Raw genomic sequence first — 19,660 nt, 5'->3', positions numbered from 1 at the left:
TAAAATTCAATACGATTTATTTATTATAATACACACAAAAACACTTTTATGCACCTTTTAATTTAATTCATTTTAACTATGTATATAGTACTTTATTCATATTATTACCAAAAAAAATCATTTAAATAATAAATGTTTTTGACTTAAAAATAAAAAAGAGCTTCATTAAGAAGCCCTTTTTCATCTTAAAATATATAATTATTATTTCACTATAAAAATTACTGTAGGAACAAAAGATAAAGCGAAGAATAATGCATACCAGCATGAAACTCTTTTTAATGAGAAGGAGCGTCTTTTTTTCTCAGCATAAAAGGCATCAAAGAAAATAGCGCATACCATTGGAATGCTCATACATGCAATGGCTACTAAAAGTATATCAGTATAATTCATTTGGCATCCCCCTTTACATCTGCTTTTAAATGTGACAATTTTATGTCATTATCATACAGCACTTGGACACAAAATGTCAACATTTTATTCACATTTTGGACAAATTTGTTCAAATCATTCCCAATAGTGTAAAGGTTAAGCCATTATTTATAGCTAAGATGTAAAATCAATCAATTCCTTATTGAATTTCTTACGTTCCTCCCAAAAGAGTCCATGACCACTATACTCAAATGGGATAAGCTTTGAACCCTTAATCTTGTCATTTAAAATTTCCGCTTGTGAAAAGGGAATTACTTTATCATGGACTCCATGAACGATTAATGTAGGAACTGTTATCATAGAGAGTTCGGTATCAAATTTCTCATCTCTTAACGTTTTAATAATTGCAGCTGTAGACCAACTCGCCGCATCTAGACCCATTTGGAAAAACCAATCCGAAAAAGGCTTCGTGATATATTGGAAGAAGAATGTGTCTGTGATCTCTCTCATCATATTTGGTCGATCATTATAAGTTTCCGTTAGAAACTTTCTAGCTGTTTCTGATGTAAAACCAGTTGGAGCAGCCGCATCTATAAGAACAAGTTTTGACACTCCATATTCCTTATATCTTGTCATGTAACGAAGAGCTATTGCTCCACCAGTAGAATGCCCCACTAAAATAATATGATCTAGCTGAAGTGTAGATATAACCATAGCAATATCATCTGCTAATCTATTAAAATCATATCCTTCCAACGGCTTATCCGATTGACCAAAACCTCTCCAATCGATTCCTATACAACGAAATCCCATTGAAGGAAGAACATTAAATTGATACTCGAATTGTTTATAATTTAACGGCCATCCATGCAAAAATACAATTGTCTTATCACCTGTTGGATTAATATCTTCTATATATAGTTTGATATCCGTTTCAACAGTTACAAAATACCCCAACCTATTCCACCGTCCTTCTTTTGTTTCTTCCATACTTTATTCATAAATGATGAACATGGTGAATAAGCATTTAACGCTTCAATCTTTTCAATAAAAAAAGCTATCCAGACGTTTCTGGATAACTTTTTTATAGTTAATTGGTTACTCTTTATAAAATTTATAAATTAGTTTCAACTAAACCTGTGAAATCTGGTTTTTCCTTTAGGAATTTTAAGTCATAAGAAGATTGACCAAATTTTTGAATTACATCTTCATCAACATCAGAAGTAAAAGTAATATTACTCATAGCCTTTTTAACAATCTCTTGATCCATATCTTGTTTTGTAAGATCCTTGATTGACTTAATGGCTATTTTTTGTGCTTCATCTGGATTATTGTTGATAAAATCTACTGCTTCTTTTTCAGCTTTAGCAATTCCTTGAGCAATTTCTTTATTATCTTTGATCAATTTATCACTTGTTACTAATACTGTATTAGGTAGTGTTTTACCATAAGCAATTTTATCTGTACTAATAATAACTTTTGCCCCGTTTTTAACAAGAATTGAGGCCCATGGTTCTGGAACCGCAGCTAAGTCTACTTTGCCTGTTTCAAACATTCCTTGATAATTTGCAGGATTTCCTGTGACATGTTTTAATGTTCCACCGATACGAGATGAAGTTAACTTTTTAATAGCTTGATCTTCTAAAGATGTTTCGAATTGTACATCATGCGTACAACCAATTCCTGGTGTGATAAATGTTTTACCAGCTACATCTGATAAATTATCTATGCCGCTTTTCTTACTTGCTACAACAACCGTTCCCCCTACAGATGCACCCCCGATAATTTTTACGTCAGCTCCGCTGAAATAATTATTAATAACAGGACCAGGTCCAACCAGACCCGCGTCAATATCTCCAGATTTTAAAGCAGTCATAAAAGTACCGCCATCAGGGAATGTACGATATTCAACATCCACTTTATCTCCAAGTGCTTTTTCGTAAAAACCTTTTTCACGCGCTACCATGGCTGGTGCATGATCGATATTTGGAAAATAGCCGATAACAACTTTTTCTTTTGTACTTTTCCCATCATTACTTGCCTTTTCATCAGAATTACTTCCACAAGCAGCAAGAACTCCAATCACCAATAGTAAAGTTAGAGACAATATCCATTTTTTCATTTCTTTCATTCCTTTCTTTTATGCTTGTTGCTCGAGTCCCCATTTATCCATGACCCGTTGCTCTATTTTTTGGAATATCAATACATCTACAATTACACCAATCACACCAATGACAACCATAATTGCTATAACCATATCCATTCTTCCAAAATCAGAAGCGTATTTTAATGTGTAACCAAGTCCGGGACCGGCACTTAACAATTCACCTGCCATCAATGCTCGCCATGCAAAAGCCCAAGCAAGTCGAGTGCCAGTTACAGCATAAGGAATAGATGCGGGTAAAATTACTCTAATAAATAAGCTCACCCCTCCTACTCCCATAGTCTGAGCAGCTTTTATATAGAGCGGTGTGACATTTTTAATACCTGTTCTCATATTCACTGTCATCACAATGGCTGCTCCAAGTACAATAATGAAAATAACTGATTTTTCATTTAATCCAAACCACATGATTGCTAAAGGAAGCCACACAATACTCGGAATACTTTGTAAAGCAATGATTAATGATCCTAAAGTTTCGTCAGCTGTTTTGACTTTTGCAAGAAATATCCCTAGTAAAACGCCTATAAGTAGAGCAACAATAAGGCCAATTACTAGTCTAGTAAAACTTGCACCTAAATCTTTTAAAAGAGATCCATCATTAATACTTTCTTTTAAACTCGATAATACATCCATTGGCGAAGGTAAAATAACTGCAGGAATCTCAAATAATTTAATCGCCAATTCCCAAATTACGAAAATCAATAGATAAAAAATAATTCTTTTAATGGCTAGCTTCATATTGTAATTCCTCTTCTACGACTTTATCAATCTCAGCTTTCAATAATTCCATAATCATTTGTTCATATTGAACCATTTCTTCCAGATGCCTATCTCGTGGTCTTTCAATATCAACATGAATATCTTTTAAAATAGTTCCAGGATGTGTCCCCATTACAATAATTCGATCAGACAACTTTACAGCCTCTTGAATGCTATGTGTCACAAATAAGACTGTTTTTTTCGTTTCTAACCAAATATTTTCTAACACATCATGTAATCGAGTTCTAGTTTGTTCATCAAGTGCCCCAAATGGTTCATCCATCAGTAATACTCTGGGGTTCATAGCAAGTGCCCTTGCAATAGAAACCCTTTGCTGCATACCACCAGAGAGTTCATGTGGAGAATGTTTTGCATATGGACTTAACTGAACGAGCTTTAAATACTTTTGTGCAACTACCTTTGCTTCTTTTTTGCTCATTTCCTTGCGAAAAGGAAACATAACATTCTCTTCGACTGACAACCACGGAAACAATGCTGCTTGCTGAAACACCATACCGCGATCCTTCCCAGGCTTCGTTATTCTTTTGCTATCTAGGAAGACATCTCCTGAGCTTGGGGAAAGTAATCCTGCAACAATATTAAGCAAAGTAGATTTTCCACATCCAGAAGGGCCTAAAAGTGAGATAAACTCCCCTTCCTCAACTTTCAAGTTAATATCTTGTAATACTTGTTCCTTGTTTCCACGGTTTTCAAAGCTCTTTTGAACATCTTGTATATTAAGAAACATGAGTATCTACACCTTCTCCTCATCATCCTTATAATTCATAGTTATATAATAGGAATTATAAATTTAATTATATATTCAGCTTTTAAAATGTCAATCAATTTTTCAGAATTATTTTATTATAAAATTTTTCCTGTTTGATTTATTCTTAGGGTCAGCTATAATAAAATCATTACAAACCAACTATTCTTATATAAATCATAGATTATATATGAATAATGCTCGTAGGCAGGAATATATCTTTGAAAAATAATTACCTATTGAAATGGATTTAAAAAATGGAAGGTGACAATAATGAAATACTACAATTCAATCATTGATCTAATCGGTAAAACACCGATTGTAAAATTAAACAAAATACCAGATTCAAACGGTGCGAATGTCTTTATAAAATTAGAATCTTTTAACCCTGGAGGAAGTGTAAAAGACCGTGCAGCTTTGAACATGATTGAACAAGCTGAAAAAGAGGGAAAACTAATTCCAGGTAAAAGTACGATTATCGAGCCAACGTCTGGAAATACAGGGATTGGCCTAGCTATGGTATGCGCAACTAGAGGATATCGTTGCATTATTACAATGCCAGATAATGCTACTAAAGAACGTATCAAAATTATGAAAGCATATGGAGCTGAAGTTCATCTAACACCATCTGCATTACGTATGCAAGGTTCAATCGATGAAGCAAAACGAATTGCAAAAGATATACCAAACCATTTTATCCCGATGCAATTTGAAAACCCTGCTAATGCTGATGCTCACCGCGGAACAACAGCGGTAGAAATTTTAGACACTTTTGATGGGCAATTAGATGCATTCGTATTAACTGCCGGTACTGGCGGTACTGTAACAGGTACTGGTGAAGAGTTAAAAAAACATATCCCAAATTTAAAAATCTATGTAGTTGAGCCAGCAGGATCTCCTGTACTATCTGGCGGTGAACCAGGACCACATAAAATTCCAGGTACAGGTCCTGGATTTATCCCTTCAATCTTAAATAGAAATATTTATGATGAGATTCTTCATATTGAAGATGATGATGCACAAGTAATGGCACGTCGACTTGCTGCTGAGGAAGGGATCTTTGTCGGAGCATCTGGTGCTGCTTCTGCACATATGGCAATCCAAGTAGCAAAGAACCTTCCTTCAACTGCAAATGTTTTATGTTTAGCTCCAGATACAGGTGAGCGTTACCTTTCATCTGATTTATTTGCAGAATAACAACAAAACTTACACTAAAAAGCCTAGTCCAACATAGACTAGGCTTTTTAATATTATTTAGCTATATAAAACATCTGATGGAGATAGAGTTCCCCCTTTCTTTTTACAATCATTTAGCCTTTCAGAGGCTCAAAACTTCCCTCCTTTTAGAGTTATACACTTCTTGACTCTACCAATTTGGTTAAGTAATATTGTTCCTCCCTTGCCATATGATCTGCCATCGACGCAGTGAACGTCCCTAACACTTCAGCACTTAACTCCAATTCTTCTAATTCGAGCAAGAAACTCTTAAACAACTTCATCTCTACATCGACATCATCATTAAATCTGTTTAATGCAGGAAATGTTTGAAGATTCGTACGCAAGTAACCAGTAAGTTCTAATGCTTTAAGGTAAAATTGATCAAAATGTTGTGTAAACGTATGACTCTTTTCTTTTAGCCTTTTTTCCACCCCATCCAAATTATCATTAATTGTACCCGCATGACCTGAGGCATCATTCAACCACAATAAATGGTGATGCAATTCATGAAAAATTGGTGGTACTTCGCCTTTTCTTAAATAATTTAATACATTCTGATACTCTTCCAATTCATTTACCATGTGATTGATAAATGTAGGAGGTAGATGAATACCTATTTTTCCTACAAGTTGCCTTCTAATAATGGATAATTTAAATTGCTTAAGTTCTTCTACCGTTTCAGTAACTTTTTCAGCAAAGGATATAGCGTTCGTTTCGTCCAATAAACTTACTTCTTTATGAAGTTTGTTAAAACTATCTGCAAACGACTGCGCCTTTTCAATATCCTCCTTTTCTGAAATTGGGTACAATGAATCTCGAATAAATTGGCCATGATTCATCAAGATTTCAAGCCAAAAAAGATGTTCAAATTTTGCACTTTTTAAGTAATCTTCTTGCAAACAGCTTACATCTCCTTTTTCGAGTCATCACTAAAATGTATTCAACTATGGATTGTCCTATTAGAAACTTTTAAAAAATAAAAATGTGCAGGACAATGTACAAAAATCGCGTACAAGTCTGTATATTATTTAAGATCAAAAAAAATCCAACGAAAAATGAGTTTCGTTGGATCTCTTTGTTATAAAAATGTCACTATAGAACTTCAGCCAATCTTCTGATACCCTCTTCAATTGTTTCTGGCTCTGAGTTTGTATAATTAAGTCGTAGTGTACTTGCACCTTTCACATTCGTATAGAATGGATCCCCTGGTACAAACGCAACTTTATTTTTAACAGCACGATTAAAGACTTCTACGGATGAAACACCTTCTCCAAGATCTACCCAAAGGAACATACCGCCTTCTGGCTTTGTAAACGTAACATGAGCAGGTAGATATTTTTCCATAGCTGAGATCATTGCGTTACATTGCTTTTTATAAAGCTCAGTTATTTGGCTAATATGTTTTTCATAATCATTATTTGCTAAATAATCATAAATCGCATATTGTGAAATGACATTTGTATGCAAATCGGATGCTTGTTTTGCTGCGATTAAGTGGCCCATTAGTTCTTTATTGGTTGTACATAGATACCCTACTCGCATACCTGGCGATAATGTTTTAGAGAAAGAACCAAATAATACACTATTATCAGATTTACCACCAGCAATATACGGTAAAGATTCGCCTTCAAAACGGAGTTCACCGTATGGATCATCTTCGATTAAAATTGTATTTGTTTTTTTGATGATTTCATAGATTGCTTCTCGTTTCTCTTTTGAATAGGTTAAGCCTGTCGGATTTTGAAAATTAGGAACCATATATAATAATTTTACATCATCATTTTTTAACGTTTCCTCTAATTCTTCTAAATTTAAGCCATCATCTTCAAGACTAATTGGCAAGAATTTCGGTTCAAAAAGTGAGAATGTTTGAATAGCAGCAAGATAACATGGACTTTCTACAGCCACTTTATCACCTTGGTTGATCAATACTTTCCCCATTAAGTCTAACCCTTGTTGTGAACCTGTTGTAATTAAAATATCATCAGCCGTTACATCCATATCGAATCGTTTTTTATAACGGTTAGCAATCCATTGACGTAAAGGCAAATACCCTTGAGTACCAGAGTATTGGAATACCTTTTCACCAGATGTTTGCAGTACGCGATTCATAGAATCCTGAAATTCTGCTATTGGAAAAGAAATAGGATTAGGTAAACCTCCTGCGAAAGAAATAATATCCTTTGCTTCTGTTAATCTCATAACTTCTGCAATAAATGAGCTATCTGTTTTTAACATTCTATCAGAAAAAATTTGTACCATAATCCATTCTCCTTCTTTGCTACATTCATATATTTTATATTATATCAAATCACAAATTATTACGAATTGTCAATATTATTAAGAAAATTTAGGTAAATTAAAATCTTATACGTAAATGAAAACGCTGAGAATTAGCATAGATCTCTCTATTTAAAATCATTTCTTATAAGTTTCTACTATATTATAGATAGAATTGCTATTTTGGTTTATTCGAATATCTTTCGCCTCATTTTCACATTATTTAACAAGATCAATATATCAAAAAAGCTATTGTATTTTACTATCAAATGATGTTATAGTTTTATTAACCTAGTAGTTTGCTAACACACTAGTGAACTAAAGCAAAAAATTTACAATAATATAAGGTGGTTTTATATATGAAACGTTTTGCGATCATAACTATGTTCGTAGTGTCTATATTAGGCATTTTAGCTGGATGCTCCTCTAACAACTCTGCATCAAAAGACGACAAAACTTTAGTTATTGGTGTTGATGATTCTTTTGCTCCAATGGGATTCCGCGATAAGGATAATAATATCGTTGGCTTTGACATTGACTATGCAAAAGCAGCAGCTAAAGAAATGGGTTACAAAGTAAAGATTCAACCTATTGAATGGAAAACAAAAGAATCCGAATTAAGTAGTGGTCGAATTGATTTAATTTGGAACGGATATACTATAACAGATGACCGTAAGAAAAAAGTTAACTTTACTAAACCTTACTTAAAAAATGCTCAAGTAGTTGTAACACTTGCAGATTCAAAACTTTCAAAGTTAAATGATTTAAATGGTAAAGTAGTTGGTTTACAAGCTCAATCTTCAGCAGCTGATGCACTAAACGCAAATGCTATTAAATCTAAATTAAAGAATATCAGTGAGTATTCTGATAATGTTATGGCACTAAATGATTTAAAAAATGGACGTACAGATGCTGTAGTAATTGATGAAGTTGTCATTGATTATTACATGTCAAAAGAAAAAGGCACTTTCAAAATTCTTGATGAATCTTTAGCACCTGAAGAATATGGCGTTGGTGTTAAAAAAGGTAATGACGAATTACTAAACAAATTGCAAAAAGCACTTGATAAGATGAATGAAGACGGCAAAGCAGCTGAAATTTCTAAAAAATGGTTTGGCGAAAATAAAGTATTAAAGTAAAATAAGTAACAGACAAAATCGGGTTTCCTTTTTTGGAAACCTGTTTTGTTTTTAATATGTAGGATTGAAATTCCATTTTCCTATTAAATTATCATGATTGATAAGTAAATGGTGAATTTCATTAGGAGGAACGCTTGTATGAGCTTTGACTATTTCATTTCGATTCTTAAGCCGATGCTCCAAGGATCTCAAATGACTATACTATTATTTATAATTGCCATTGTATTGTCTATACCTCTTGGTTTTTTATTGACATTGGCAGTAAAGAGTAGTTTTAAACCACTGTCCTGGTTAGCACAAGCCTATATTTATGTAATGCGTGGGACACCACTTTTACTACAATTATTGATCATCTGTTTTGGACTACCAATGATTCCTGGAATTGGTCAGTATCTAGTATTAGATCGCTTTACAGCAGCATGCATTGGATTCATCCTTAACTATGCTGCTTACTTTGCGGAAATTTTCCGTGGTGGTCTACTAGCGATTGATAAAGGACAATATGAAGCAGCACAAGTGCTTGGACTAAACAAATTCCAAACAACTACTCGTGTTATTCTTCCACAAATGTTCCGAATCGCTATTCCATCTTTGGCAAACGAATCAGTAACATTAGTAAAAGATACAGCATTATTATATGCCGTGGCTGTTCCTGAACTACTACACTATGCAGAAACTGCAGTAAACCGCGACTTCACGATTTTCCCATTCTTTGTTGCAGGTGCTATCTATTTAATCATGACACTTGTTCTTACACTAATCTTTAAATGGATTGAACGTCGTTTTACATTTGAATAGAGAGGAGTGATCGATTTGGCTATTATTGAAGTATCCAAACTAAAAAAATCATTTGGTAAACTAGATGTATTAAAACAAATTACTTTTGATGTAAACAAAAATGATGTTGTAGCAGTTATCGGTCCCTCTGGATCTGGTAAAAGTACGATGCTTAGAAGTCTTGTTCATCTTGAAGATATTAATGGCGGAAGTATTGCGGTTGCGGGCGACTATCTTGTGAAGGACGGTATTTATGGGAAACCACAAGAGATTAAACAAGTGACATCTAAAATGGGAATGGTTTTTCAACATTTTAATCTATTCCCCCATCTCACTGTCAAAGATAATCTCGAAATGGCTCCTCGTCTTTTAAAAAAGGAATCGTCCAAAGAAATTAGTAATCGTAGTATGGAACTATTAGAAAAAGTTGGACTTGCTAACAAAGCTTCAGCATACCCTGCTAATCTTTCAGGTGGTCAAAAACAACGTGTTGCGATAGCACGAGCACTTATGATGGATCCTGAAATTATGTTATTCGATGAACCAACTTCGGCACTTGACCCTGAGTTAACAGGAGAAGTACTACAAGTTATGAAGGATTTAGCAGAAGAACATATGACAATGATTGTTGTCACACATGAAATGGGATTTGCTAGAGAGGTTGCCAACCGTGTTCTATTTATGGACAATGGTGAAATTCTTGAATCTGGAACGCCTCAAGAATTGTTCGACAACCCTAAATTTGAACGTACAAAAGCTTTCTTAAATCGTAGCTTGAAATAATCTATTTTCAAGGACATGTCAAAAAGGGATAGCCCATAAGTTTTCGACTTATGCGGCTATCCCTTTTCCTATTTATCAAAAGAATTGAAGAAAAAATCTTATTTCTATGGTCTTACTACTAGAACATCACATTTTGCTGAACGAACAATCCCTGTAGTAACACTACCGATTAAAAATCTTTCCACTGCATTAAGACCAGTAGCACCACAAATTATTAAATCAGCTTCTACTTGTTTCGCAATATCTTTTGTTATTGCTGATTTTGGAGAACCATATTCTACGACAATATTGATATTTTCTAAACCTTCAGCTTTCGCATTCTTATAACTTTCTAATAAGTTTGTAGCAAATTCTTCGGCACGTTTCTTTTCTTCTGTAAAATTATATGCTTCAAGCGCTGAATATACACGGGAATCAATGACATTTACTAAATGTAGTGTTGCATTGTTTCGCTTTGCAATTTCAACCCCTCTTTTGAAAGCTGCTTCAGCTTCTTTAGAACCATCAATACCAACAATAATATTTTTATAATTTAATGTCATAACTTTATACCTCCCTTTAATAAGTAAATTATATCATTCCAACATTTACAGAAGTTGGTCCTAATTTGTGAACATTAGGTTTACAATTATTACAATTTAAATATATTTTTTCAATAATGTTAAGAATATTTCAATTTATATCTATCTTTTGAATCAGAAATAAACTATAATGGTATTTATTAACATAAAGAAACTCTAATAATATAGTAGTTTCTAATAGGAGGAATTTTGTGAAATCGATATCAAAAAAATTCGTAGCCGCTAGTTTGACCTGTGCACTAGCCATTACACCGATCAGTAGTATATCAGCTTCCGCTAAAACAGGTTCTGCTTCAACAATACTTCAAAAGCTTGGAGAGCAAGATCAAAGTTCAAACAAAAGAACAGCCAATTATAGTGAAGACACTCTTATTATCAAATATTCAAGCCCCTTGACTCAAACAGAACACCAAAAAGCTGGAGGTACTGTTTTAAAACAAATTTCCGGTTTAAAATATGTAGCTATTAAGGTTAAAAACAAGAAAAAACTTCAAAAAACTATCCAAAACTATCAAAAGAATAAGAAAGTTGTTTCTGTTGGTCTAAGTCCAAAATACAAACTAACCGGTACAGTAGATCCAAAAGTAAGTGAGCAATATATGCATAGCATACTAAAAACTTCAAATGCTCAAAAACTTGCTGGTAAACATCAAGTAAAAGTAGCTGTAATTGATACTGGACTTGATAAAAAACATCCTGAGATTAAAAGTTCTATTATTAAAAGTACAAATATTATCGATCCGATGAATCCTACTACCCCAGATACTCATGGAACTCATGTTGCTGGCATTATTGCAGGTAAAAAAGATAACGGCATTGGTGGTTACGGAGTAGATCCGGCAGCGAAAATTCTTTCATTAGACGTATTTGGCGGTGATGCTTGGACTTTTGATTATACAATTGCGAATGCTATCTTAGAAGCGGTCAATCAAGGTGCGGATGTCATTAACATGAGCTTAGGTGGATCATTCCCTTCAGAGGTTTTAAAAGAAGCTGTCGATAAAGCTATTAGCAAAGGTGTTATTATCGTGGCAGCAGCTGGTAATGACGCATCTGATATGGATTTCTACCCAGCTAAATATGAGGGAGTAATAAGTGTAGGTTCTATTAATAAGGATAAAAAACTAAGTTATTATTCAAATTATGGTCCTGCAACCGATGTAGTTGCACCTGGTGAAGATGTATATTCTTCTTATTACGATACGAAAAAAGGATCTACTTTTACAAAGTTAAGTGGAACATCTATGGCATCTCCTGTTGTGGCTGGTACTGTCGCTTTACTATTATCAAAGCATCCAAATTTAAAACCTGCAGAGGTCGAATATATTCTTGAAAAGACGGCAACTGATTTAGGTGAAAAGGGTTTTGATAATAAGTATGGTAATGGTTTAGTAAATCCTGTTGCCGCACTAAAATTTGATGTCAAAAAGATTCCTTCTTTAGTAACTTCAACTTGGGGTGAAAAAGAAATATTAAATAATGCAGAAACAGTTGGATCCCCTGCAGAAGTCACACATAACTTCACTAAACCATCGGAGCAAAAATGGGTGAAACTTCCTGTTGAAAAAGGCCAATATATTCAAGCTTCTTTATCTGGGTCTTCAAAATATGACTACAAAATGAGCATTCAGTTCTTTGGTGACAGTCAACAACAAAAAACAGATGTCAATGATGTTACTGAAGGAAAAACGGAAGGAAAACTAATTCAAGCTCCATTTAGTGGAACCGTTGCAATTGGCATAAAAGATGTCAATGGTAGCTATGATGATTCAAGTGCAAAACAGTCCCATGCTACGCTAAAAGTTCAAAAGCTCGATCAATTACCTGATGATGAATCGACAATTAGCGAACCTATCGCTATCGAAAGTTTACCTTTTAGTAAAGATGGTCTCTATTTGACTGATGAAAAAGGTGATGAAGATTACTTCCACTTTACATCAAAAGATGCACAATTTATGAAGTTTAGCACAACAGGCATCCCAGGAGTTGATATTGGACTAGCTGTTTATGAAAAAGAACAATTATTCCCTCCAGTTACTGATGATAACGGGAATCCGCTCCCTTCTGGCGAAACTGAAGAAGTAAATCCAGAAGATGTGTCACCACTAAGTTCAAGCAATACAGGTGGATATGGGGCAAGCGAGACGGTAACATTCCAAACAGAGCCTAACAAAGAATATTATTTAAAAGTTACTAGCAAATCTTCTTTCGCAGATATGGATATTTTCCAATTATTCAGCGGATTTTATGGAAGTGAACCAAGACAATCAGCACTACCATATAGCGTAAACTTAGTTGGCAAAACGATTCCAGCAGACGAAGACAATTTTAGTGGTTATAAATCAACAGATGATGATTTAGTATCCATTATCAATACGAATACAGGTTCAAAGATATCAATAATTTCAGGTTTAGATGATTGGGATGATTCTGAGCTAATTGGCCAATTAGAAACAGTTGCATTACCGTATCAATTAGGTGGTTCAGCACAAGGATATCTTCAAAATACAGAAGACCAAGACTGGTTTAAAGTAAATCTGACTACAAATGGTGTCTATAAGTTTAATATACCAACGCCTACTAGTAACATTCCATATGTTACATTATTTGAAGTAGTCAAGGATAAAGACGAAAATGGTAAAGAATATCAATTTCTTTCAACAGTAGCAACTAATGAGGATTGGTATTCATGGGATGAGTGGATTACAAACAATTTTATGGCTAGCCTAGAAAAAGATAAAACTTATTACATGTCCATTAGCCCTAACCCAGAAACAGGGCAAATCCCATACGATGGCTATCAAATTACGTCAAAACTTTTAGCTGAAAATCCTGGAGATAAATATGAAAATAATAATGGTCCAGAAAACGCGAAAGACTTCCCAAAAAATGGTGTAACAGCAAACTTTGGAACAACAAATGATGTAGACAGCTATTATTTCACTGCAGCGGAAAGCGCTGTATACGGAGTAAAATTCTCTAGAACTACATTAACTTCATCACTGAAAGCGAAGTATCCAAAAGACCTTTTAGCTCCATACTATGGTTATATTGAAATTTCAGAAGATGTTAACAAAAACCGTAAATTAGATGAACAAGATATGGACCGTACTTCATACATTTTGAATATGACTGAAGATGGAACAACTACAGGTTCCTTTGAAGCTAAAAAAGGAAAATCATATTTCGTTACTACGTACGCTTCTATTGATTCAATGGCAGGATTAACACTATGGCCATATCAATTAAAAATCAATGCAGTCAACAAAGTAGATGAAGACGCTAAATCTAAAATCACTAAATACAAACCATCTAAGCCATTAAAACTAAAGAAAAATAGTAGTAAGTCTTACTCAGCTACTGGTTATTTCAATGCAGGTTATGAAAATGGTGATTCAGACTGGTACGTTTATAAATCTACAAAAACTAATCAAGTAACACTTTCGCTTGATGCAGGAAAAGAAATAGATGGTGTCATTGAAGTTTATCGTAATGGTAAAAGAGTGGCAAAATCTGATATCTACGAACAAGGAGATAAAGAAATCCTTAACTTAAAGATGAAAAAAGGAACTTACTATGTGAAAGTTCGAGACTCAAAAGGAAGAGCTTCTATTGATTCTTACAAATTATCTTTAAAACTTAAATAATCATTTAGAGAAGCCCCAAAAGCTCTATACGCTTTTGGGGCTTTTTTTGTTCTCCTATTTGAAATTGCTTCAATTTTAATCCCCCTTCTAAATCGATCTTACTTCTTAGTGATTTAGACAATCGAATTACAATGTAGTTTTCGTATAGGAAAAAGAATAGCTAGCTATACTAAAAATGACAGACTATACGACAAAACTTTACTGATTTTCACATGGAATTACTGCTGAAAATACAATCGGATTGGTAGGAGGAATTACTATTGGATAAGACAAAAGATTTATTATCTATTTATGCCTTAGGCGGTATCAACGAAATTGGTAAAAATATGTACGCAATTCAATATGCTGATGATATTTTACTTGTTGACTGTGGTGGGAAATTTCCGGATGAGAGTCTATTAGGGATTGATCTAATCATACCTGATATCACTTACTTGCTCGAAAACAAAGAAAAAGTTCGTGCACTAATTGTTACTCATGGACATGAAGACCATATTGGAGGTATTCCTTATTTTCTAAAAAAATTAAATATCCCTATTTATGCGACTCGTTTCACATTAGGGTTGATTGAAATAAAATTAAAAGAGCATAAAATTCTAAGAGAGACGAACCTTATAAAAATCCATGCTGAATCTAAATTACATTTTGGCCCAATTTCAATCACATTTTTTAGAACAAGTCATAGTATTCCTGATTGTCTTGGTATTGTTTTTCATACGCCAGAAGGAGTCGTTGTACATACAGGCGATTTCAAATTTGACCTAACGCCTGTTAATGATCAGGTTTCTGATATTCATAAAATGGCTAAAATCGGGTCAGATGGTGTGTTAGCACTAATATCTGAAAGTACAAACGCAGAACGACCGGGCTCAACACCATCGGAAAAAGAAGTTAAAAAACATATAGAAGATGCCTTTTTAAGTGCTCATCGAAAAATCATCATTTCTACTTTTGCTTCTAATGTAAATCGTATTCAACAAATTGTTGAAGCAACAAAAGTAACTAATCGTAAGCTTGCGCTACTTGGAAGAAGTATGGTGAATGTTGTTTCTGTCGCAATCGAAAGAGGGTATTTGAACATTCCTCCTGATATGCTAATTGATGCACGTAAAGTCATGCAACTCCCTCCAGAGGAAGTGGTTGTTCTTTGTACAGGTAGCCAAGGTGAACCTCTTGCAGCACTTTCCCGCATGTCCAATTCTGATAATCGAGATGTTCAAATTCTGCCTGATGATACTGTTATTCTATCTGCTTCCCCTATTCCTGGAAATGAAAATGATGTATCTCGCGTTGTGGACAACTTATTCCAACTCGGAGCTAAAGTTATCTATGGCTCGTCGAGTGTGACCGGTATGCATGTTTCTGGTCATGGATACCAAGAAGATTTAAAATTGATGATTACGTTGATGAAACCAAAATACTTTATCCCCATTCATGGCGAATTTAGAATGCTATACCTGCATCGTGAATTAGCTGAATCTGTAGGTGTAGAAAGGGATCATACATTCATTATCAAAAATGGCGATGTAGTTGATATTGAAAACGGTGAAGCTAGGCAAACTCGTAAAATCCCTGCTGGAGACACATATGTGGATAGTGTAGATATCGGAGAAGTTGGAGAGATTGTGTTACGTGACAGAAAGCAACTCTCAGAAGATGGTATGCTTGTCATTGTTCTAACGATTAGTAAAACAGATGGAACAATCATTTCTCAACCTGATACCATTTCTCGTGGATTTGTCTATGCCAAGGATTTTGAAAATTTACTGAGAAACGTAAATCGTCTAGTTGTAGCAACAGTACAAGACATTCAAGAGGAAGAAGCAAAACAGTGGAATGTTGTCAAAAGGAAAGTAAAAAAAGCTGTTGGACAATATCTATTTACACAAACAAGAAGAAAACCAATGATTTTACCTATTATTATTGAAATTTAAATTTCTGCCAATATAAAAGCAGCCGATAAAAGCATTTTTTGCTTTTTATCGACTGCTTTTCCTATGCAAAATCTAATTTTGAATCTTGAGCTTAATAAATCGAAGTTAACTAGTTAATACTTACTTACAATTATTTCTTCACAGTTACTTTTTTTGCTTTACTTGTATTACCAGCTTTATCTTTCGCTGTTACATATAATACCGTACCTGCTTTTTGTTTTTTGATTTTCACTGAAAAGCTACCCTTACTATTGGCTTTTGCTTTTCCGATTGTTTTACTTTTTACTTTTACTGTTACTGTAGAACCTTTTTCAGCTTTCCCTTTAACAGTTGTTGATTTACTTGTTACTGTATTGACCTTCGGTGTAGATGGCGCAATTTTATCTTTTACAGTAACTTTTACAATTTTACTTGAGCGCTTTGCAGAATCGACTGCAGTAATATATAGCTTAGCACCTGCTTTTTGTTTTTTAATCTTTATTTTAAATTGGCCTTTGCTATTTACTTTGTCTTGACCAATTACTTTTTTGGATGCATTTTTGATCACTACTGTTAACTTAGCCTTAGCTGTTCCAGTTACATATGTTGTCTTGTTACTGATTGAATTTACTTTTGGTGCTTTTGGAGATTTGTCTTTTTCAACATAAATGTTTAGTACTGATTTGATCGTACCTGTTGAGTCTTTTATCGTTACTTGAAGTTTTTGATCTTTTTTCTGTGCTGGGATTTTAATAGTAAATGTTCCTTTAGAAGAAGCCGTTGCTTTTCCAATTACACTTTTACCCTTTTTCACTTCAACTTTTGCACCTTTTACAGCTGAACCAGAAAGAGTTGTCTTCTTTTCAATTATCGGATTGATCTTTACTTTTAAATCAACTGTGCTATATGCATTGTAAGCATTTAAACGACCGTAACCTGAAACAAGATCCTTACCTACAGGTAGATCAAAATCATCAAACTCACTCATAGCACTTCCGATGATATCCATAAGGCTTTCACTTGCATCTTCATTATCTTTTTCTTTAAATGCAACATTGTCAGCACTTTGATGTAAAAGTGTTCTGATTTCAGATACCTTCAATTTTGAATTTCCGGATAATAGTAGTCCTGCTATAGCTGTTACGTGAGGAGTTGCCATTGACGTACCACTCATATAAGTAACATTTCCATTTGGTACAAGACTAGGAATATTCGTCCCTGGTGCAACTATATCTAGTTTTTCTCCATAATTAGAGTAATCTGAGACAATATCAAAGTTATTAGTAGCTCCTACTGAAATAACATATTGAGAACTTGCAGGATAAGATAAACCAAATTGTCCATCATTTCCACTTGCAGCAATTATCACAACATTTTTAGATGCTGCGTATTTTAATGCGTACTCTATTGTTCGGCTATATTCTCCACCAAGACTTAAGTTGATCACTTTTGCCCCATGGTTAGCAGCATATACAATACCATTGGCGATTTGTTCACTATCTCCTGAACCATCAGCATCTAAAACTTTTACTGGCATAATTTTAGTATGTTGATTGATACCTTCCATCGAATAGCCATTGTTAGATTCTGCTGCAATAATACCAGTAACATGTGTACCATGGCCATTATCATCTAACGGAAGTGAATCTTGACTTACATAGTTTTTCCCGATATCCATACGAACATGATGTTTCAAATCTGCAAGCGAGTTATCGACACCTGTATCAACTACTGCAATTGTTGTATCTTTTACAGTTCTTTTTCCTAATAATTGTTGCATTTTTTCATTACGAATATCTGCATCTTTTACACCTTCATCTTTTCCAAGGTTTTTCAATGACCATTGGTAAGACGTTTGAACATCGTTTGAAAAGGCACGATATGTTTTTACAGGTTCAACATATTCGACTTCAGGGAGTTTTTCAACTTGTTCAACTGTTGCTTTAAGGTTTTTAGCTTGAGCTTTAGCACTCATACTAGAGTTCTTGTCACTATCTAAATTAACTACATATATGTTATCTACTATTTCATCGTTTGAATCTATAGATGATAATGTTGATAATGTATTGTTACCACTAATTTTGTCTTGTACTGATTTTAATGATTTGCCGTCTTTTAATTTAAGAATATATTTATTAGTATTATTTGTGTTAGGAAGTGTATTGACTACTCTTTTTGTAACATCTACTAGTCGTTCACCAGCAAGATTAGATGACATTCCTGCTTTCTTCGATAGAGTGTTCATTTGAGTTTGTAATTTAGTTGGTACTGCATTATTAACAATATTAAATAGTTCGTTGATTGCATTTGCTTCTGTTTTACTAATCACTCTTGAACTACTTCCACCGTTTTTGTTCAGTTCAGTTATAAGCGGTTGTATTACAACTAAATTTTCATATAGATCTTGCTTGATGTTTTTGTTAAAAGCCATTTTTGCTAAGATAAACGGTGTTGCTTTGTAATATAAAGATGATAATGCTTGTCCCTCTTTTGTCTTTAAAAGTATACCATCGCGGAAAAGGCGAATATCTTTTAGCATTTCTTTTGCACTTTTCTTACCTTCAACACTAGCCTCAATTGCACAATTAGAACCTGTTGCATCTAGTGTAGTTGGCGGTAATTTTACTGATTCTGACTTAAGAGTATAGCTTGCAGAACCTAAGTCTGAGTTTTCTACTGATTCTGTATTAAGACTCACATCTGGCATTGAGTAATCAGTCAAATCATCCACCATACCGTTGTATTCTACTTTTATGTAGTAGGGACCATCCCAGGCATATGGAAACTGAATAGTAGTAGCTTCTCCAGGTATTGTTCCGGTCGTATATTGTTCAAATGTATCATCTGCTAGTGCTTTTTCTTTACTAGAATAAACAGATAAATTGATCACTTGATCGCTATTTAACGTTAATTTTATATGTGAATATTTTGAAATTTGTTCTTTAGTTGGTGTGATTTTATACCAATGGATTCCAGGTGATTCAAAAACCCCATCAATCTGGTTACTATCTGTTACGGATGTTGCATCTTCAATTGAAGTTGTTGGAAGTGTATCTGCATAATATTTTTGTGGTAATGTAAAGCCAAATACTAATGCAAATATAAGCATCCAAATTGCTATTTTACTTGTATTTTTCATCTTCACCTAAATACCTCCTTTTCTTTTTTAAGGAAATTGCTTTCTACTCTATCATAACGAGAATTCTCTAATACTTCAAAGTAATATTATAGTTATAAAATAATCTGTACTATATTCTCAGAAAA

General features: G+C 33.9%; 15 protein-coding genes. 6 read left to right on the top strand and 9 right to left on the bottom strand.

Annotated elements, in window-relative coordinates; genetic code table 11:
- Positions 1-201 precede the first annotated feature (201 nt).
- From CW357_RS07700 to CW357_RS07680, 5 genes are all read right to left on the bottom strand, one after another.
- On the bottom strand, positions 202-390 hold the full coding sequence (locus CW357_RS07700) for a hypothetical protein (protein ID WP_119414450.1): 189 nt from the start codon (positions 388-390) through the stop codon (positions 202-204).
- Positions 391-543: 153 nt separating this feature from the next.
- Positions 544-1,326, bottom strand: a complete 783-nt coding sequence (locus tag CW357_RS07695; RefSeq protein ID WP_119414449.1) for an alpha/beta fold hydrolase — start codon at positions 1,324-1,326, stop codon at positions 544-546.
- A 157-nt stretch (positions 1,327-1,483) separates the two neighbouring features.
- On the bottom strand, positions 1,484-2,491 hold the full coding sequence (locus CW357_RS07690; RefSeq protein WP_119414448.1) for an ABC transporter substrate-binding protein: 1,008 nt from the start codon (positions 2,489-2,491) through the stop codon (positions 1,484-1,486).
- 18 nt (positions 2,492-2,509) lie between these two features.
- Positions 2,510-3,271, bottom strand: coding sequence for an ABC transporter permease (locus tag CW357_RS07685; RefSeq protein WP_124217744.1), 762 nt, complete (start codon positions 3,269-3,271; stop codon positions 2,510-2,512).
- Positions 3,255-4,040, bottom strand: a complete 786-nt coding sequence (locus tag CW357_RS07680; protein ID WP_119414446.1) for an ABC transporter ATP-binding protein — start codon at positions 4,038-4,040, stop codon at positions 3,255-3,257. The genes CW357_RS07685 and CW357_RS07680 overlap by 17 nt, the downstream gene beginning before the upstream one ends.
- 291 nt (positions 4,041-4,331) lie before the next feature.
- On the opposite strand from CW357_RS07680, the gene cysK reads away from it, so the two are divergent.
- The gene (cysK, locus tag CW357_RS07675) at positions 4,332-5,255 is read left to right on the top strand and encodes a cysteine synthase A (protein ID WP_119414445.1); all 924 of its coding nucleotides are present in this window, start codon (positions 4,332-4,334) and stop codon (positions 5,253-5,255) included.
- A gap of 152 nt (positions 5,256-5,407) precedes the next feature.
- Here the strand turns inward: cysK and CW357_RS07670 are convergent, their stop codons facing one another.
- Both CW357_RS07670 and CW357_RS07665 read right to left on the bottom strand, forming a co-directional pair.
- Positions 5,408-6,115, bottom strand: a complete 708-nt coding sequence (locus CW357_RS07670; protein WP_369973732.1) for a DUF2935 domain-containing protein — start codon at positions 6,113-6,115, stop codon at positions 5,408-5,410.
- 253 nt (positions 6,116-6,368) lie between these two features.
- Positions 6,369-7,538, bottom strand: a complete 1,170-nt coding sequence (locus CW357_RS07665; protein WP_124217743.1) for an aminotransferase-like domain-containing protein — start codon at positions 7,536-7,538, stop codon at positions 6,369-6,371.
- 377 nt (positions 7,539-7,915) lie between these two features.
- On the opposite strand from CW357_RS07665, the gene CW357_RS07660 reads away from it, so the two are divergent.
- The 3 genes from CW357_RS07660 to CW357_RS07650 all read left to right on the top strand — a co-directional run bounded on the left by CW357_RS07660 (position 7,916) and on the right by CW357_RS07650 (position 10,255).
- Positions 7,916-8,695, top strand: a complete 780-nt coding sequence (locus CW357_RS07660; protein ID WP_124217742.1) for an amino acid ABC transporter substrate-binding protein — start codon at positions 7,916-7,918, stop codon at positions 8,693-8,695.
- 138 nt (positions 8,696-8,833) lie between these two features.
- Positions 8,834-9,493 carry an amino acid ABC transporter permease gene (locus CW357_RS07655; protein ID WP_124217741.1) on the top strand — a complete coding sequence of 220 codons (660 nt, stop codon included), beginning with the start codon at positions 8,834-8,836 and terminating at the stop codon, positions 9,491-9,493.
- A 15-nt stretch (positions 9,494-9,508) separates the two neighbouring features.
- A complete protein-coding gene (locus CW357_RS07650) occupies positions 9,509-10,255 on the top strand; it encodes an amino acid ABC transporter ATP-binding protein (protein ID WP_119414440.1) in 747 nt (248 codons plus the stop codon).
- Between the two features lie 104 nt (positions 10,256-10,359).
- Here the strand turns inward: CW357_RS07650 and CW357_RS07645 are convergent, their stop codons facing one another.
- The gene (locus tag CW357_RS07645) at positions 10,360-10,797 is read right to left on the bottom strand and encodes a universal stress protein (protein WP_119414439.1); all 438 of its coding nucleotides are present in this window, start codon (positions 10,795-10,797) and stop codon (positions 10,360-10,362) included.
- Between the two features lie 230 nt (positions 10,798-11,027).
- Here CW357_RS07645 and CW357_RS07640 point away from each other — a divergent pair, with 230 nt between their 5' ends.
- Both CW357_RS07640 and CW357_RS07635 read left to right on the top strand, forming a co-directional pair.
- Positions 11,028-14,483, top strand: coding sequence for a S8 family peptidase (locus CW357_RS07640; protein ID WP_124217740.1), 3,456 nt, complete (start codon positions 11,028-11,030; stop codon positions 14,481-14,483).
- 260 nt (positions 14,484-14,743) lie between these two features.
- On the top strand, positions 14,744-16,417 hold the full coding sequence (locus CW357_RS07635) for a ribonuclease J (protein WP_119414437.1): 1,674 nt from the start codon (positions 14,744-14,746) through the stop codon (positions 16,415-16,417).
- Positions 16,418-16,547: 130 nt separating this feature from the next.
- On the opposite strand, the gene CW357_RS07630 is transcribed toward CW357_RS07635, so the two are convergent.
- Positions 16,548-19,535, bottom strand: a complete 2,988-nt coding sequence (locus tag CW357_RS07630) for a S8 family serine peptidase (RefSeq protein ID WP_241155059.1) — start codon at positions 19,533-19,535, stop codon at positions 16,548-16,550.
- Positions 19,536-19,660 lie beyond the last annotated feature (125 nt).

The sequence above is a fragment of the Rummeliibacillus sp. TYF005 genome (assembly GCF_003844195.1).
Classification (GTDB): Bacteria; Bacillota; Bacilli; order Bacillales_A; family Planococcaceae; genus Rummeliibacillus.
This window is presented reverse-complemented; position numbering and strand designations above follow the sequence as displayed.

What these genes read in the sequence shown, in the direction of transcription:
- CW357_RS07670 (WP_369973732.1), bottom strand. Translation starts at nt 6,115, where the DNA reads ATGAATCATGGCCAATTTATTCGAGATTCATTGTACCCAATTTCAGAA.
- CW357_RS07700 (WP_119414450.1), bottom strand. Translation starts at nt 390, where the DNA reads ATGAATTATACTGATATACTTTTAGTAGCCATTGCATGTATGAGCATT.
- CW357_RS07690 (WP_119414448.1), bottom strand. Translation starts at nt 2,491, where the DNA reads ATGAAAAAATGGATATTGTCTCTAACTTTACTATTGGTGATTGGAGTT.
- CW357_RS07655 (WP_124217741.1), top strand. Translation starts at nt 8,834, where the DNA reads ATGAGCTTTGACTATTTCATTTCGATTCTTAAGCCGATGCTCCAAGGA.
- CW357_RS07680 (WP_119414446.1), bottom strand. Translation starts at nt 4,040, where the DNA reads ATGTTTCTTAATATACAAGATGTTCAAAAGAGCTTTGAAAACCGTGGA.
- CW357_RS07660 (WP_124217742.1), top strand. Translation starts at nt 7,916, where the DNA reads ATGAAACGTTTTGCGATCATAACTATGTTCGTAGTGTCTATATTAGGC.
- cysK (WP_119414445.1), top strand. Translation starts at nt 4,332, where the DNA reads ATGAAATACTACAATTCAATCATTGATCTAATCGGTAAAACACCGATT.
- CW357_RS07630 (WP_241155059.1), bottom strand. Translation starts at nt 19,535, where the DNA reads ATGAAAAATACAAGTAAAATAGCAATTTGGATGCTTATATTTGCATTA.
- CW357_RS07665 (WP_124217743.1), bottom strand. Translation starts at nt 7,538, where the DNA reads ATGGTACAAATTTTTTCTGATAGAATGTTAAAAACAGATAGCTCATTT.
- CW357_RS07645 (WP_119414439.1), bottom strand. Translation starts at nt 10,797, where the DNA reads ATGACATTAAATTATAAAAATATTATTGTTGGTATTGATGGTTCTAAA.
- CW357_RS07685 (WP_124217744.1), bottom strand. Translation starts at nt 3,271, where the DNA reads ATGAAGCTAGCCATTAAAAGAATTATTTTTTATCTATTGATTTTCGTA.